The organism is Streptomyces hesseae (genome assembly GCF_031845785.1).
Classification (GTDB): Bacteria; Actinomycetota; Actinomycetes; order Streptomycetales; family Streptomycetaceae; genus Streptomyces; species Streptomyces hesseae.
In genome coordinates this window covers 461,970-477,858 of the sequence record NZ_JAVRFI010000003.1, presented here as the reverse complement: position 1 = coordinate 477,858, position 15,889 = coordinate 461,970, and the positions used below count along the sequence as shown (strand labels likewise).

General features: G+C 70.9%; 15 protein-coding genes and 2 rRNA genes. 13 read left to right on the top strand and 4 right to left on the bottom strand.

What is annotated here, in order from left to right:
• The 8 genes from RM609_RS08170 to RM609_RS08135 form a co-directional block, all read left to right on the top strand.
• Positions 1-106, top strand: a 23S ribosomal RNA gene (locus tag RM609_RS08170); the annotation flags it as partial.
• A gap of 84 nt (positions 107-190) precedes the next feature.
• Positions 191-307: ribosomal RNA gene (gene rrf, locus RM609_RS08165) — 5S ribosomal RNA — on the top strand.
• Between the two features lie 77 nt (positions 308-384).
• Positions 385-1,557: an acetoin utilization protein AcuC gene (locus RM609_RS08160; protein WP_311609123.1), complete on the top strand. Its 1,173-nt coding sequence runs from the start codon at positions 385-387 to the stop codon at positions 1,555-1,557.
• A 200-nt stretch (positions 1,558-1,757) separates the two neighbouring features.
• On the top strand, positions 1,758-2,573 hold the full coding sequence (locus RM609_RS08155; protein WP_311609121.1) for a phosphatase: 816 nt from the start codon (positions 1,758-1,760) through the stop codon (positions 2,571-2,573).
• Positions 2,574-2,703: 130 nt separating this feature from the next.
• Entirely contained in the window at positions 2,704-2,913 is a 210-nt protein-coding gene (locus RM609_RS08150) for a helix-turn-helix domain-containing protein (RefSeq protein WP_067299677.1), read from the top strand.
• A gap of 110 nt (positions 2,914-3,023) precedes the next feature.
• A complete protein-coding gene (locus RM609_RS08145; RefSeq protein WP_003948845.1) occupies positions 3,024-3,122 on the top strand; it encodes a 30S ribosomal protein bS22 in 99 nt (32 codons plus the stop codon).
• Between the two features lie 203 nt (positions 3,123-3,325).
• Complete coding sequence (locus tag RM609_RS08140; protein WP_229347844.1) at positions 3,326-4,372, top strand: NAD-dependent epimerase/dehydratase family protein; 1,047 nt, start codon at positions 3,326-3,328, stop codon at positions 4,370-4,372.
• 14 nt (positions 4,373-4,386) lie between these two features.
• Positions 4,387-5,445 (top strand): lysophospholipid acyltransferase family protein, encoded by a 1,059-nt coding sequence (locus tag RM609_RS08135; protein WP_311609117.1) that lies wholly within the window; start codon positions 4,387-4,389, stop codon positions 5,443-5,445.
• Between the two features lie 56 nt (positions 5,446-5,501).
• Here RM609_RS08135 and RM609_RS08130 read toward each other — a convergent pair whose 3' ends face one another.
• The 4 genes from RM609_RS08130 to RM609_RS08115 form a co-directional block, all read right to left on the bottom strand.
• Positions 5,502-6,686, bottom strand: a complete 1,185-nt coding sequence (locus RM609_RS08130) for a DUF5667 domain-containing protein (RefSeq protein ID WP_311609116.1) — start codon at positions 6,684-6,686, stop codon at positions 5,502-5,504.
• Positions 6,687-6,911: 225 nt separating this feature from the next.
• Positions 6,912-7,712 carry an ECF subfamily RNA polymerase sigma factor, BldN family gene (locus RM609_RS08125; protein ID WP_311609115.1) on the bottom strand — a complete coding sequence of 267 codons (801 nt, stop codon included), beginning with the start codon at positions 7,710-7,712 and terminating at the stop codon, positions 6,912-6,914.
• A gap of 454 nt (positions 7,713-8,166) precedes the next feature.
• Positions 8,167-9,111, bottom strand: coding sequence for an HAD family hydrolase (locus tag RM609_RS08120; RefSeq protein WP_311609114.1), 945 nt, complete (start codon positions 9,109-9,111; stop codon positions 8,167-8,169).
• Between the two features lie 139 nt (positions 9,112-9,250).
• Positions 9,251-9,529, bottom strand: a complete 279-nt coding sequence (locus RM609_RS08115; protein WP_311609112.1) for a glutaredoxin family protein — start codon at positions 9,527-9,529, stop codon at positions 9,251-9,253.
• 382 nt (positions 9,530-9,911) lie between these two features.
• Here RM609_RS08115 and RM609_RS08110 point away from each other — a divergent pair, with 382 nt between their 5' ends.
• From RM609_RS08110 to hemB, 5 genes are read left to right on the top strand one after another with little or no spacing between them, the layout of a single operon-like run.
• Positions 9,912-10,691, top strand: a complete 780-nt coding sequence (locus tag RM609_RS08110) for a redox-sensing transcriptional repressor Rex (RefSeq protein WP_311609110.1) — start codon at positions 9,912-9,914, stop codon at positions 10,689-10,691.
• On the top strand, positions 10,688-12,052 hold the full coding sequence (locus tag RM609_RS08105) for a glutamyl-tRNA reductase (protein WP_311609107.1): 1,365 nt from the start codon (positions 10,688-10,690) through the stop codon (positions 12,050-12,052). The genes RM609_RS08110 and RM609_RS08105 overlap by 4 nt, the downstream gene beginning before the upstream one ends.
• Positions 12,049-13,020, top strand: a complete 972-nt coding sequence (gene hemC, locus RM609_RS08100) for a hydroxymethylbilane synthase (RefSeq protein WP_311609105.1) — start codon at positions 12,049-12,051, stop codon at positions 13,018-13,020. The genes RM609_RS08105 and hemC overlap by 4 nt, the downstream gene beginning before the upstream one ends.
• Complete coding sequence (locus tag RM609_RS08095; RefSeq protein ID WP_311609103.1) at positions 13,017-14,666, top strand: bifunctional uroporphyrinogen-III C-methyltransferase/uroporphyrinogen-III synthase; 1,650 nt, start codon at positions 13,017-13,019, stop codon at positions 14,664-14,666. Before hemC ends, RM609_RS08095 begins: the two co-directional genes overlap by 4 nt.
• Positions 14,663-15,655 carry a porphobilinogen synthase gene (gene hemB, locus RM609_RS08090; RefSeq protein WP_311609102.1) on the top strand — a complete coding sequence of 331 codons (993 nt, stop codon included), beginning with the start codon at positions 14,663-14,665 and terminating at the stop codon, positions 15,653-15,655. The genes RM609_RS08095 and hemB overlap by 4 nt, the downstream gene beginning before the upstream one ends.
• The last annotated feature ends 234 nt before the right edge of the window (positions 15,656-15,889 follow it).

The following is a 15,889-nucleotide window of genomic DNA, read 5'->3' as shown; positions in this document are numbered from 1 at the left end:
CTTGATGGGGTAAGGCTCCCAGTAGACGACTGGGTTGATAGGCCAGGTGTGGAAGACCGGTAACGGTTGGAGCTGACTGGTACTAATAGGCCGAGGGCTTGTCCTCAGTTGCTCGCGTCCACTGTGTTTGTTCTGAAATAACGAACGGTGCTGGCCCTTTGTGGCTGGTCTGGTTGGAATTTCATAGTGTTTCGGTGGTCATAGCGTTAGGGAAACGCCCGGTTACATTCCGAACCCGGAAGCTAAGCCTTTCAGCGCCGATGGTACTGCAGGGGGGACCCTGTGGGAGAGTAGGACGCCGCCGAACTCCTTTTGGAGAAAGCCCTGGCAGGGGATACCTGCCGGGGCTTTCTTGCGTTTACGGACACCGATACCGTTGCCGCCATGAGCGGCCATGCACAGCTGATGTGGGATGAAGCGGTAACAGGTTATGACTTCGGCCCCGGGCACCCGATGGATCCCGTACGGCTCGCCCTGACCATGCGACTGGTCGAGGCGTTCGAGCTGGACCGGGCGGTCCGTGTCGTCTCCGCGCCGCCCGCCGGCGAGTCGACCCTCCGCCTGGTCCACCGCCCCGATTACATCGCCGCCGTCCGTGAGGCGTCGGCGGACCCCAAGGCCGCCGACATGTCCTATGGGCTCGGGACCGTGGACGACCCGGCGTTCGCCGGAATGCACGACGCCGCCGCGCTCATCGCCGGCCAGTCCGTGGGCGCCGCCGAGGCCGTGTGGGGCGGGGAGGTGTCGCACGCCGTGAACTTCGCCGGCGGGCTGCACCACGCCATGCCCGGCGCGGCATCCGGATTCTGCGTCTACAACGACGCGGCCCTCGCGATCGCCCGGCTGCTCGAGCTGGGTGCCGAGCGGGTGGCCTACGTGGATGTGGACGTCCATCACGGCGACGGCGTCCAGGCGGCCTTCTGGGAGGACCCCCGCGTCCTGACGATCTCCCTGCACGAGCACCCCCACACCCTCTTCCCGCGGACCGGCTGGCCGACGGAGACAGGGGCCCCGGACGCCGAGGGCAGTGCGGTGAACGTGGCGCTGCCGGCGGGCACGGGCGACGCCGGGTGGCTGCGGGCCTTCCACGCGGTCGTACCGGAGCTCCTGGCGGCCTTCCGGCCGCAGGTGCTGGTGACCCAGCACGGGGCCGATACCCACTTCGAGGACCCGCTGGCGCATCTCGCCGTCTCGCTCGACGCACAGCGCCATGTGGCCGCCGCCTGCCATGAGTTGGCGCATCGTCACGCCGACGGCCGCTGGGTGGCCCTGGGGGGCGGTGGGTACGCCGTGGCGGATGTGGTGCCGCGGTCGTGGACGCATCTGGTGGCCATCGCCGCCGACCGGCCGGTGGATCCCGCGTCGCCCGTGCCGGACCTGTGGCGGGGTGAAGTGTTTAGGCGCACGGGGCAGTTGGGGCCGCTGAGGATGACGGATGGCCGTGAGCCGGAGTGGCGGTCGTTCGCGGAGTCGGGGTACGACCCGGCCGACCGTCTGGACCAGGCGATCCTCGCGACCCGCAGGGCGGTGTTCCCGGCCCACGGGCTGCTGCCCTAGCCGCATCGCCCTCAGGAGCCACGTTGTCCCTGGGAGCCACGTCGTCGCCGGGAGTCGCGTCCTCCCCGGGAGCCGCGTCGTTCTCGGAAGCCACTCGGAAGCCACTTGGCCCCCGGCGGGCCCAACTCCCGTTAGCCCTCGCGTGGGACGCCTCCCCGAATCCTCACCCGCCGTCGTTCCCGTCCGCGACCATCGGGCTCGTGCTGACCCGTCACGCGCTCCGCGGCCATCTCCTCGCCACCCGGCTGGCGGGGACCGTCGCCACGTCCAGGGAGCGGAGCCTGAGCCGCTACCGGTTGTTCGCCGCCCGGGATCCACGGGTGCTGATCGGGTTGGAGCCTAAATCTGACTGGCGTTTCCCCGAGTTGTTGCAACTGATGGTCCAAAGGTGTGGTGTTTCAGCCGATCCCAAGCACACTTCCGGGCATGATGTGATCGATCCGGATCGCACGCTGATGGCACTCGATGCCTTCGCCGATCGGCTCGCGACGGCGGCCGCGTTGGGCGCTCCCGTGCTCCTGGGCACCGGTCACCCCCACCCGCTCCTGGGCTTCTACGCCGCGTTGGCCGCCGCCCTGTCGTCGGCGGGATGCGATGTCCTCACCCCGGCGCAGGGTCGAAGTGTCGACATAACGACCCGGTTCGGCGTACGCACCTACAACCTTCACTACGCCCAAGGAGTCGCGATGGTGCGCGAACCCGGCGCACGGGGTCGCGGAAGTGAGCCCGGCGCGCATACTCATTCACCTCTCCCGGTTCGTACCGCGCTCGACGCCGCGGCGGGGTCGGGCGGGCCGTTGCCGGCCCTGGTCATCGGGGACCACGGATGGGTCTGCGGGGCAGGTCAGCTGGGGATTGAGGCCATCGGGCTGGCGGACTCGGACGACCCCGCGCTGTTCGTCGGAGAGGCCGAGGGGCGAGTGTCCGTCGCCGTTCCGCTTGATGACACTGTGCGGTCTGATTACTACCGACCGCTTACTCGCTATGTACTCAATCGAGCGTGTCTGTCACAGTAGGCGGCCGATGGCTGCTCCTCTTCCCCACTCGCATCACCCGCCCCTAACCTGGGGAGTGAGCGCGCAGCGACGAGGAGTCACCGGAGGGGAAGCCGGTGCGCGTCATGTGCGGAAGGTTCAGGTGTGTGTCATGGCTGCTGGCGAAAGGCCTCTCAACGAGGTCGTGTTCCTTACCGTGGCTGAGGTGGCCGCGGTGATGCGAGTCTCCAAGATGACCGTGTACCGGCTGGTGCACAGCGGTCATCTGCCGGCGATCCGGGTGGGCAGGTCGTTCCGGGTCCCAGAACAAGCGGTGCACGAGTACCTCCGAGAGTCCTACGTGGGGGTGGAAACAGCCTGACGGAGGCCCTGGATTACGCTGATCGCCCGGTGCCGGGTAGGCTGGCCCGATGTAGGTCGTGTGGGCTCGGACGCCCCGCACCGAGTGAATCGATGTAAGCGAGGGTAGTCGTGGGCTCTGTTATCAAGAAGCGGCGCAAGCGGATGGCCAAGAAGAAGCACCGCAAGCTGCTCAAGCGCACGCGTGTTCAGCGTCGCAACAAGAAGTAAGCAGCGCCGCTGTGCTCGTCCCGCAGCCCTCCCACCGGTCACGGTGGGAGGGCTGCGGTGCGTTGCGGTGAGTAAAGCCTTCGCTACGGCTTGAAATGACGCCCGGCCCGACCGGCGGTCATCACAGTGCAACAACGACCCGCTACGGTGGCCGCGACAGGGCACCGCTCGTCTCTCCAGACGTGGGAAGGAAGGCACTGATCTTGGGCAAGGTCGTGCTCGTCACCGGAGTCGCACGGCAGCTGGGCGGAAGGTTCGTCCGCCGTATCCAGCGCGAGCCCGACGTCGACCGCGTCATCGGGGTGGACGCGGTGCCACCCGAGCACCATCTCGGCGGGGCCGATTTCCTACGGGCGGACATCCGCCACCCGACGATCGGCAGGGTCCTGGCGGAGCACTCCGTCGACACCGTCGTCCATATGGACGTCAACGGCACCCCGCTGGGCAAGCGCGGCAGCCGGGCCTCGGTCAAGGAGACCAACGTCATCGGCACCATGCAGCTGCTCGGTGCCTGCCAGAAGACCCCGTCCGTCAAACGGCTGGTGATCAAGTCCAGCACGAACGTGTACGGTTCCGCGCCCCGGGATCCCGCGGTCTTCACCGAGTCCACGCCGCCCAAGTCGCTGCCCAGCGGTGGCTTCGCCAAGGACGTCGTCGAGGTCGAGGGCTATGTCCGCGGCTTCGCCCGCCGCCGGCCGGACGTGGCCGTGTGCGTGCTGCGCTTCGCGAACGTCCTGGGGCCCTGTGCCGACTCGCCGCTGGCGGAGTACTTCTCGCTGCCCGTGCTGCCCACCGTGCTGGGCTTCGACCCCCGCCTCCAGTTCGTCCACGAGGACGACGCCATCGAGGTGCTCCGGATCGCCGCCGGGGAGCCCGCCAGGTCCACGCTCAACAGCGGCACGTTCAATATCGCCGGGGACGGCGTCCTGCTGCTCTCACAGGCCGCCAGGCGCCTCGGGCGCCCCACGCTCCCCTTCTTCCTGCCGACCGTCACCTGGGTCGGCTCCGCGCTGAGGTCGGTCGGCGCCCTGGACTTCTCGCCCGAGCAGGTCCGGCTCCTCACCCACGGCCGTGTCGTCGAGACCGCGCAGATGCGCGAGACCCTGGGCTTCCGCCCCCGGTACTCCACCCCGGAGGCCTTCGCGGACTTCGCCCGCAGTCGCGGCCCGGGTCTGCTGCCGCCCGAGACCCTCGCCCGTACCGTCGACCGGATCGCCGCGCTGATGCCTGCCGGCAGCGGCCAGAACTGAGGAGCGCACGCAGCATGGCCGATGCGAAGGTCATTCCGTTCGGCGAGGAGCCCCGGGCCAAGCGGCGGCCGGGCCGCACGGCCCGCGGCCGGACGAGCCGGGTGCCGGCGGCGCTCTCGCCCCTACCCGCCCAGCGGGAGGAGGAGCGGGCCCGCACCGGCCAGGAGGGCCGGCCGGAGCAGGCCGGGGACGGCGTCGCCGCCGGAGCCCCTGCCGGGGCGGGTGCCGGGGACGGCGGCTGGGAGCGGAAGCTGGCCCATGGCCTGAACTTCCTGCGCCGCCGGATCACCGGCGAGTACGAGGTCGACGATTTCGGCTACGACCAGGAGCTCACCGATCAGGTGATCCTCTCGCTGCTGCGGCCCTTCAAGGAGAAGTACTTCCGGGTCGAGGTGAAGGGCATCGAGAACATCCCGGAGAAGGGCGCGGCGCTGATCGTCGCCAACCACTCCGGCACCCTTCCCGTCGACGGCCTGATGCTCCAGGTCGCCGTGCACGACCACCACCCGGCCGGGCGGAACGTCCGGATGCTCGCCGCCGACCTGGTCTTCATGCTGCCGCTGATCAACGAGCTCTCCCGGAAGCTCGGCCACACCCTCGCCTGCGCCGAGGACGCCCAGACGCTGCTGGAGCGTGGCGAGGTGGTGGGGGTGATGCCGGAGGGCTTCAAGGGGATCGGGAAGCCGTTCTCCGAGCGGTACAAGCTCCAGCGCTTCGGGCGAGGCGGCTTCGTCCAGACGGCACTGCGTGCCGGGGCGCCCATCGTGCCCTGCTCGATCGTCGGGGCCGAGGAGATCTATCCGATGCTCGGCAACTCCAAGACGGTCGCGCGGCTGCTGGGCATCCCGTACTTCCCGCTCACGCCGTCCTGGCCCTGGATGGGGCCGCTGGGGCTGGTGCCGCTGCCCACGAAGTGGACGATCCAGTTCGGCGAGCCCATTCCCACGGACGGCTATCCGGCGGAGGCCGCGGACGACCCGATGCTGATGTTCAACCTCACGGACCAGGTCCGGGAAACGATTCAGCACACGCTTTACAAGCTGCTTGTGCAAAGGCGGTCGGTGTTCTTCTGAGCTCGGAAAGCTCTGAAGAACACCGACCGCCGATGAGGGTTACCTGCTGGCGCGGGTTACTTGTCGTCCTCCCCGTGGAGGCCGAGCCCCGGGAGGATGTTCGGCAGCAGCGGGGGGATGGTGATGTCGGGCTGCTTGGACGGCTTGCCGTCCTTGCCGTGGGCCGACCGGTCCGCGCCCGATCCGTCCGTGCCGGACGGCGGCTGGAGCAGACCCGTACCGCCCAGCAGGCCCTCGTGCTCGTCCCGGCCGCTGGGGGAGGACTGGGCGGGCTTGCCGCTGGGGCGCTTGCCGTCGGCCGTGGCGGGGGCCTTGGGACTCGGCGCGGGGCTGTCCTGCCCACTACCGCTGCCGGAGGAGCCCTGGCGGGCGGCCCCGGACGGGCCCGCGGCGCCGCCGTGCTTCTCATGGAGCAGCCCGCGCAGCGGCTCGACCTCATCGTCTATGGCGTTGAACACCGAGGAGACGCCGTCCCCGACGTCGGCGAGCTGGACGGGCAGCCGCTCGCGCAGCCGGCTCCAGCCCTCGCGGTGCGAGGCGGTGAACGAGGAGAGCCGCTGGATCGCGCCCAGCGAGCCGTCGCGCTGGTAGGCGTCGTGCAGCAGCCGGTGGCCCTCGGAGGCGTCGTGCTGCATCCCGGCCAGGGTGCGGCGGATCTCCGTCAGCGACTCGTGATCGAGCCGGCCTGAGCGGCCACGCTCCATCAGCCGGTTGGCCTCCTGGAGCCGCGTCGACGCCTGGTCGAGGAAGAGCCCGCCCCGGGCGGAGTCGTCGTCGGCCATGCCGAGCCGGAGGTCCTCCATTCCGCGCTTGAGCCCGTACAGCGTGTCGCCGGGCAGGGCGCCGGCGCTCGCCGCGGCCACACCGCCGAAGGCTCCCGCCGCCACGCCGACCGTGAGACCGCCTGCGGCGAGCCCCTTGGACCAGCGGGAGCGCGGCCTGAGCCGGCTCAGCGCCCGGTGGGCACCCCGCCCGGAGCGCTGCGCCGGAACGGCGCCGCCCCCGGCGAACTGGGCTTCCATGGCGGCGATCAGCTGCGCCCGTTGAACGGTTTTGACCTCGGCGTCCAGCTCGGGGGCCGGCAGTGCGCCGAGGCCGCCCGTCAGCGTCAACAGCCTTGTCTGCTCGGTGTCTTCCAGTGATGGGCCGGACTGTGTGGCCGCAGCACCCTGGACTTCCTGGTCCTCCAGGGCCTGGGCGAAGGCGTTCGCCCGCCGGTGCGCCGATACATTCGCGATCACAGGCGGCACCTCCTCTCGTCATGACGGTCGACTCCCCGGGGCACCTGAAGGGTTGCACGCCGTGAACGCATCCACTCGATTGAGTGAGTGAATACGGTCACGAAGCGCCTTGGGGAAGTCTGCATCCCGGACAACGAGTGGCGCGGCAGTCGGGTTACGCGGCCGGAGCGAGGTGGCCGCCGGTGAGTGAATCCAGGCATCGGGTCGGTGAAAGGTCCGGTGGGGTCAGCGGGCGTCGTCCGGGAGAAGCCGGGCGAGGGTGCGCACGGCCCGGTACTGGAGTGTCTTGATCGCGCCCTCGTTCTTCCCCATCACCCGGGCGGTCTCGGCGACCGAGAGGCCCTGGAGGAAGCGGAGGGTGACGCATTCCTGCTGCTGTGGATTGAGCTTGCGCACCGCCTCCAACAGGGCGGCGTTGGAAAGGGATTCGAGGACGGAGTCCTCCGGGCTGCGCTCGACCTCATTGGCGTCGAGCATCTCGCCGGTGGTCACCTCCAGCCGGAAGCGCGACGACTTGAAGTGGTCCGCGACCAGATTGCGGGCGATGGTCACCAGCCAGGCGCCGAAGTCGCGGCCCTGCCAGGTGAACGTGCCGATGCGGCGCAGGGCGCGCAGGAAGGTCTCGCTGGTCAGGTCCTCGGCCGTGGCCCGGCCGCCGACGCGGTAGTAGATGTAGCGGTAGACGGTGTCGGCGTACTGGTCGTAGAGCCGGCCGAAGGCCTCGGCCTCGCCGGCCTGGGCACGCTCGACCAGGTCGAGCATCCGGGCGCTGTCGCTGTCGGCGCTGGGGCGGCGGGGGGCGGTGGACGTGGCGGTGGCGGCTCCTCGGCGGGTTCGTCTGCCGACGGCGGCGCCGCTCTCGGCGAGGGCGTAGCAGGGGCCGGCATGGCCGCCCACCGCTGCGGGGGCGAGCGTGGCGAAGGCGGGGACGGCGTACGCGGTGGGGACGAAGACGCGCAGACGGTCGAGGACCGCTGCGCGCAGCGTAGCCAGGCCCGAGGCGTCAACCCCGACGTGTGGGTACACGGGACTCCCAGAGGCAGAGCTTCCATCACGTGCAGTGCGGGACCGTTCACTCGTCGTAGGGACAAGCGGGTACCGGATTGCGTCTGAGGAGAATAACCCTTCGTACAGGCAGCGCTACACCGAGTTGCCTAAATCATCGTTTCCGTTCGATCTTCTTACGGTTCATGGCCGATCAAATATCGAACTACAAACGGGAGTTGACCGGAATTGGCGAGAGTGTGGCCGATTGGGCAGCGTGTTGTGGCAATCCGGACACGCAAGGACTGCCGGGGGCCATGTGGGGGTATGACAAAAGGATTGCCTGTGCGATCAAGGCGGTTACGGGCAGTGGCGAGGAGGCGCGCCGGAACGTCGCCCGTACCGGTGATGGGGGCCCACTCCGCGGTGGGCGGACGAATGAGGACGCCGGACCCGGAATCCGGGCCCGGCGTCGCACTGATCGTTCAGGGGTGGTTCAGCGGCGGCGGCGGTGCAGCGCGATGCCGGCGGCCGCGCCGCCCGCGAGCGCGCCGAGGCCCGCCGCGGCGGGGATGCCGATCTTGGCGGCCTTGCGGCCCGTCCGGTAGTCGCGCAGCCGCCAGCCGTGCTCGCGCGCGTGCTTGCGCAGCCGGCCGTCGGGGTTGACCGCGTAGGGGTGGCCGACGAGCGAGAGCATCGGGATGTCGTTGGCCGAGTCGCTGTAGGCGGCGCAGTGGGTCAGGTCCAGGCCCTCGGCGGCGGCCAGGGCGCGGACGGCCTCCGCCTTGGCGGGGCCGTGCAGCAGCTCGCCGACCAGCTTGCCCGTGTAGACGCCGCCGACCGACTCGGCGACCGTGCCCAGCGCGCCGGTCAGGCCCAGCCGACGCGCGACGATCGTCGCGGTCTCGACGGGGGCGGCGGTGACCAGCCACACCTTCTGGCCCGCGTCCAGGTGCGCCTGGGCGAGGGCGCGGGTACCGGGCCAGATGCGCTCGGCCATGTACTCGTCGTAGATCTCCTCGCCGATGGTCATCAGCTCGGAGACGCGGTGGCCCTTCACGATCGACAGGACGCTGTCGCGGGCCTCCTGTACGTGCTCGGGGTCCTCGATGCCGGCGAGCCGGAACCAGGTCTGCTGCCAGGCGAAGCGCGCGAGCTCGCGCTTGCCGAAGAACTGCCGCTTGTAGAGGCCCCGGCCGAAATGGAACATGGCGGCGCCCTGCATGACCGTATTGTCCAGGTCGAAGAACGCGGCGGCCTTCTCGTCGCCCACGACGGGGAAGTCGGGCTCGGGCTCCGGAGGCGCGGCCGGGCCCCCGGCCAGGGCTTCTTCGTTCTCCTGGGCGGACTTGCGGGCTGCCTCCGCCGCCGCCTCGCCGGCCAGCACGCTGCGTGCGGTGGCGGAACGCCTGCGGTAAGTGAGCCATCCGAGTGCGGCCATGCCGCGAGCATAGCCAGTTTGTTCGGGGTAACCGGAGTCCCCTCCGCCGTGATGGCGTGAACTCTGCGCGTCGGGCCGGTGACCCAGCGGGTGGCCGCCCTGGTCGCCGGGGTTCGCGGGGCGGTGCGAGGGGGTGCGGTCAGGCGCCGAGAGCCTTGCGCAGCCGGTCCGGGTTCACCCGCCAGAAGTCGTGCTGGGCGCCGTCGACGAGGATCACCGGGATCTGCTCCCAGTACTTGCGGTGGAGCTCCTCGTCCTCCGTGATGTCCTTCTTCTCCCAGCGGGCGCCCAGCTCGCCGCAGATCTCGGCGATCACGGCCTCGGCGTCGTCGCACAGGTGGCAGCCGGGCTTGCCGATCAGCGTGACGACGCAGTCGGCCGGGTTCTTGCGGGCGCCGCGGCGCAGGAGCGGACTCATGCCGGACATTCTGGCAGCCGCGGGCGGACGCCGGAGCGAGCTCCCGCGCGGCTGGAATGGATGCCTGAGTCGACTACCATCGTGGGCGATTTATTGGTGTCCGGGAGGAAACAGCCCCCCCGGGAGGCAGTGGCACAGTAAGGAGTGGGCGGCCATGACCCCGTCGACCCGCTCCTGGTGCGCGAGTGGCCTGAGTGGCAGTCGTGGTGCCAACGTCCATGGTTCCCGCCTTGACGGGAATCACCGCGTGACACCCATCACTTTGGCCGGGCAAATCGGACACCATCTTTGTGCACGCGTTCACAAAGGCATAGCCTGCGTTCAACAGGGCGGTTCTGGGACAAGGCGCTGCCCGCAGCCCCGCTCTACCCGCAGGAGCACCGTGGCAACTGGCCGAACTCACCGACCGGCGACCCGAAGCCGAGGGATCCCCGAGGCCACCGTCGCCCGGCTACCGCTGTATCTGCGCGCGCTGACCGCGCTCTCCGAGCGCTCGGTCCCCACGGTCTCCTCCGAGGAGCTGGCCGCCGCAGCCGGCGTCAACTCCGCCAAGCTGCGCAAGGACTTCAGCTACCTCGGCTCGTACGGCACCCGCGGCGTGGGCTACGACGTGGAATACCTCGTCTACCAGATCTCCCGCGAGCTCGGCCTCACCCAGGACTGGCCGGTCGTCATCGTCGGCATCGGAAACCTCGGCGCGGCCCTCGCCAACTACGGCGGCTTCGCCTCCCGCGGCTTCCGCGTCGCGGCCCTGATCGACGCCGACCCCGCGATGGCCGGCAAGCCGGTCGCCGGGCTGCCCGTGCGGCACACCGACGAACTCGAGTCGATCATCCGCGACAACGGCGTCTCCATCGGCGTCATCGCGACCCCCGCCGGCGCCGCCCAGCAGGTCTGCGACCGGCTCGTCGCCGCCGGGGTCACCTCGATCCTCAACTTCGCGCCGACCGTGCTCTCCGTGCCCGACGGCGTGGACGTGCGCAAGGTCGACCTCTCCATCGAGCTCCAGATCCTCGCCTTCCACGAGCAGCGCAAGGCCGGCGAGGAGAGCGGCCCGGCGGCCGCCGCGGCGTCCCGTACCGGCGCGCCCGCGCGTACGGCCCCGGTCGCGGGCAGCGGAAAGGGACCGGAGGGGGACGTCCCCGCCGTGATGCCGGCATGAGTCTCCTGGTCGTAGGCCTCAGCCACCGCAGCGCACCCGTGAGCGTGCTCGAGCGGGCCGCCCTCGTGCGCGAGACGCAGGCCCGTCTCGCGCACGACGCGCTGGCCGCCGAGCCCGCCACCGAGGCGGCGGTCCTGGCCACCTGCAACCGCATCGAGCTCTACGCCGACGTGGACAAGTTCCACGCCGGTGTGGCCGAGCTGTCCACGCTGCTCGCCCGGCACTCGGGCGTCGGCCTGGAGGAGCTCACTCCGTATCTCTATGTGCACTACGAGGACCGGGCCGTCCACCACCTCTTCTCGGTGGCCTGCGGGCTGGACTCGATGGTCGTCGGCGAGGGCCAGATCCTCGGCCAGATCAAGGACGCCCTCGCCCTCGGCCAGGAGCTCCACACCGCCGGCCGGCTGCTGAACGACCTGTTCCAGCAGGCCCTGCGGGTCGGCAAGCGCGCCCACAGCGAGACCGGCATCGACAAGGCCGGCCAGTCCCTGGTCACCTTCGGCCTCGAACAGCTCGCGGACGGCACCCCCGTCACCGAGTGGGCCGCGGACAAGCGAGCCCTGGTCATCGGCGCGGGCTCCATGTCCTCGCTCGCGGCGGCGACCCTCGCGCGCGCGGGCGTCGCCCACATCGCCGTCGCCAACCGCACCCTGGAGCGGGCCGAACGGCTCGCGCGGATCCTCACCGAGCCCGGCGCCCCCGGCGCGGTGACGGCCACGGCGGTGGAGATGACCGCCGTGCCCGCCGAGCTGCCGCTCGCCGACATCGTGGTGTCGTGCACGGGCGCCACAGGCCTGGTGCTGACGGCCGACGTCATCCGGGCCGCCCTCGCCGTCCGCGACGGCGCGGCCCTGGCCCTGCTCGACCTCGCCATGCCCCGCGACATCGACGCCGCCGTCCACCGCCTGGAAGGCGCCCGGCTCGTCGACATCGAGACCCTGGCCGAGGCCTCCGCCGACGCCCCCATGGCCGCCGACGTCGACCAGGTGCGCACCATCGTCTCCGACGAGGTCGCCGCCTTCGGCGCCGCCCAGCGCGCCGCGCACATCACCCCCACCGTGGTGGCCCTGCGCACCATGGCCGCCGACGTCGTGGCCGGGGAGATGGCCCGGCTCAACGGCCGGCTGCCCGGCCTCGACGACAAACAGCGCGCGGAGATCACCCAGACCGTGCGCCGCGTCGTCGACAAGCTCCTGCACGCGCCCACCGTCCGGGTCAAGGAACTCGCCTCGACCCCCGGCGGCGCGGGCTACGCCGACGCCCTGCGGGAGCTCTTCGACCTCGACCCGCAGGCGGTCGCGGCCGTCAGCAAGGCGGACCCCCAACACGGTCGCCCCAACACAGCACGGGAGTCGGCATGAACGACACCACCGCCACGGCGCCCCTGCGACTGGGCACCCGGCGCAGCAAGCTGGCCATGGCCCAGTCCGGGATGGTGGCCGAGTCCGTACGACAGCTCACCGGCCGTCCGGTCGAGCTCGTGGAGATCACCACCTACGGTGACGTCTCGCGCGAGGCCCTCGCGCAGATCGGTGGCACCGGCGTCTTCGTCTCCGCGCTGCGCGACGCGCTGCTCGCGGGCGAGATCGACTTCGCCGTCCACTCGCTGAAGGACCTGCCGACCAGCCAGCCGGACGACCTCGCCCTCGCCGCGATCCCGCTCCGCGAGGACCCGCGCGACGTGCTCGTCGCCCGCGACGGGCTGACCTTCGAGACCCTCCCCGAGGGCGCGAGGATCGGAACGGGTTCGCCCCGCCGCATGGCCCAGCTCAACGCCTGGGCCCACGCGCTGGGCCGCCGCATCGAGACCGTGCCGATCCGCGGCAACATCGACACCCGCATCGGCTTCGTCACCGGAGGCGAGCTGGACGCCGTCGTGCTGGCCGCCGCCGGGCTCAACCGGATCGGCCGGATCGACGAGGCGACCCAGTTCCTCTCGTCCGACACAGTTTTGCCCGCCCCCGGCCAGGGGGCCCTGGCGATCGAGTGCGCCATGACCAACGCACCGCTCGCCGCCACGCTCGCCGAGCTCGACGATCCGCGCACGCGGCTCGCCGTCACCGCCGAGCGGTCCCTGCTCGCCGCGCTGGAGGCCGGATGCAGCGCACCTGTGGGTGCGCTGGCCGATTTCCAGGGCGACGACCGGGCTGTCACCGAAATGCGCCTGCGCGGCGTCGTCGGCACGACCGACGGTTCCACGCTGGTGCAGCTGTCCACCACCGGTCCCGTACCCGCGTCCGACGAGGACGCCCTTGCACTCGGCCGCGCTCTCGCAGCCGAGATGCTCGACAAGGGTGCGGCCGGTCTTATGGGGGAGCGAGCACTTTGAACCCCACCGCCCCGAACCATTCCGCGCACGGGCACGTCACCTTCCTCGGTGCCGGCCCCGGTGACCCGGGTCTGCTGACGTTGCGTGCCGTGGAGGCGCTGGCGGCCGCGGACGTCCTGATCGCCGATCCGCAGGTGCTCGACGTGGTGCGTACGCACGCCCGCAGCACCGTGGACACGCCTGTCCAGACGGTGACCGACGAGGCGTCAAAAACCGCTGACGTCTCCGTTCTCAGGGACACCGCCAATCTTGTCATGTCGGCCGCGCGCGGCGGCAAGCGGGTCGTCCGTGCGGTGCTCGGCGACCCCGGCCTCGACGGCTACGCCGCCGAGGAGATGCTGGCCTGCGCCGCCGAGGGCATCACCTTCGAGGTCGTGCCCGGCGTCGCCACCGCCGTCGGCGTGCCCGCCTACGCCGGCGTGCCGCTGCGCGACGGCCGGGGCGGTGACGTCCGCTTCGTGGACGCCCGTACCGCCGGCGCCACCTGCTGGGCCGAGGTCGGCGCGAGCCAGGTGACGGCGGTGGTCTCCACCACCCTCGACTGCGTCGTCGCCACCGCCGGCGAGCTCGTGGCCGCAGGCCGCAAGCCCGACACCCCGCTGAGCGTCACCGTCGCCGGCACCACCACCCGCCAGCGCACCTGGACGGCCACCCTCGGCACCCTTCAGCAGACGCTGAAGGCCGCCAAGGTGCTGCCCACGGCCGACGGCGCCCAGCCCGTCATAGCCGTGGTCGGCGAGCGCAGCGCTGCCGAGCAGCGCGACCGGCTGTCGTGGTTCGAGTCCAAGCCGCTCTTCGGCTGGAACGTGCTCGTCCCGCGCACCAAGGAGCAGGCCGCCTCGCTCTCCGACCAGCTGCGCTCCTACGGCGCCGTGCCCAGCGAGGTCCCGACCATCGCGGTCGAGCCCCCGCGCACCCCGCAGCAGATGGAACGCGCGGTCAAGGGCCTGGTCACCGGCCGCTACGAGTGGATCGCCTTCACTTCCGTCAACGCCGTCAAGGCCGTTCGGGAGAAGTTCGAGGAGTACGGCCTCGACGCGCGTGCCTTCGCCGGCATCAAGGTCGCGGCCGTCGGCGAGCAGACCGCCAAGTCCCTGATCGAGTTCGGCGTCAAGCCGGACCTGGTGCCCAGCGGCGAGCAGTCGGCAGCCGGTCTGCTGGAGGACTGGCCGCCCTACGACCCGGTCTTCGACCCGATCGACCGTGTCTTCCTGCCCCGCGCCGACATCGCCACCGAGACCCTGGTGGCCGGCCTGATCGAGCTGGGCTGGGAGGTCGACGACGTCACGGCCTACCGGACCGTACGGGCCTCGCCGCCGCCGGCCGAGACCCGCGAGGCGATCAAGGGCGGCGGTTTCGACGCCGTGCTGTTCACCTCGTCCTCCACCGTGCGGAACCTCGTCGGCATCGCCGGCAAGCCGCACAATGTCACCGTCATCGCCTGCATCGGCCCGGCCACCGCGAAGACCGCGGAGGAACACGGCCTGCGGGTGGACGTGCTGTCGCCCGAGCCCTCGGTGCACAAACTGGCCGAGGCGCTCGCGGAGTTCGGCGCGGCCCGGCGCGACGCGGCCCTGGAGGCCGGCGACCCGGTCACCCGCCCGAGCGAGCGGCGGCCCGGATCGCGCAGAAGGGCACGGAGTTGAGCACCACGTACGGCACTTTCCCGGGGTCCCGGCCCCGGCGGCTCCGCACCACCCCGGCCATGCGCCGGATGGTCGCGGAGCACCGGCTGCACCCGTCCGACCTGATCCTTCCCGCCTTTGTGCGGGAAGGCGCGGCCGAACCGGTGCCGATCTCGGCCATGCCCGGGGTCGTCCAGCACACCCGCGACACCCTCCGCAAGGCCGCCGTCGAGGCGCTGGAGGCGGGCGTCGCCGGGATCATGCTCTTCGGCGTGCCCGAGGAGGCCAAGAAGGACGGTCTCGGCACCGCCGGCACCGACCCCGACGGCATCCTCCAGGTCGCCATCCGCGATGTGAAGGCCGAGGTCGGCGACGAGCTCGTCATCATGTCCGACCTCTGCCTGGACGAGTACACCGACCACGGCCACTGCGGCGTCCTCGACGCCGACGGCCGCGTCGACAACGACGCCACCCTCGAGCGCTACGCCGAGATGGCCCAGGTCCAGGCCGACGCCGGCGTCCATGTCGTGGGCCCCAGCGGGATGATGGACGGTCAGGTCGGCGTCGTCCGCGACGCCCTCGACCAGACCGGCCACGAGGACGTGTCGATCCTCGCCTACACCGCCAAGTACGCGTCCGCGTTCTACGGACCGTTCCGCGAGGCCGTCGGCTCCTCCCTCCAGGGCGACCGCAAGACCTACCAGCAGGACCCGGCCAACCTCCGCGAGTCGATGCGCGAGCTCGAGCTCGACCTCGCCGAGGGCGCCGACATGGTCATGGTCAAGCCCGCCCTGCCCTACCTCGACGTCCTCGCCAAGGTCGCCGAGAGCGTCGACGTGCCCGTCGCCGCCTACCAGATCTCCGGCGAGTACGCGATGGTCGAGGCCGCCGCCGCCAACGGCTGGATCGACCGCGACCGCGCCATCATGGAGACCCTCACCGGCATCAAGCGCGCCGGCGCGAACATGATTCTCACGTACTGGGCCACGGAGGTCGCGCGGCAGCTCTAGCCGCCCCCACCCCGCCCGTCACACAGCGCGATGGCGGCGTTCCCCGGCCGATATGGCCCCGGAACGCCGCCATCGTCGTACCCGGCCTGCGAAGCCCTCGCCCCTGCGTCACATTTGCGCAGCTCACGCGAGAGGAGGCGCATAGTTCACGATCGTCACCCACACAGGTCGAGTCTTGGCGAAATGACGGAGCCGCGGCGTACGCGCTCGGACCATGACTACCGTGTGTGTCAG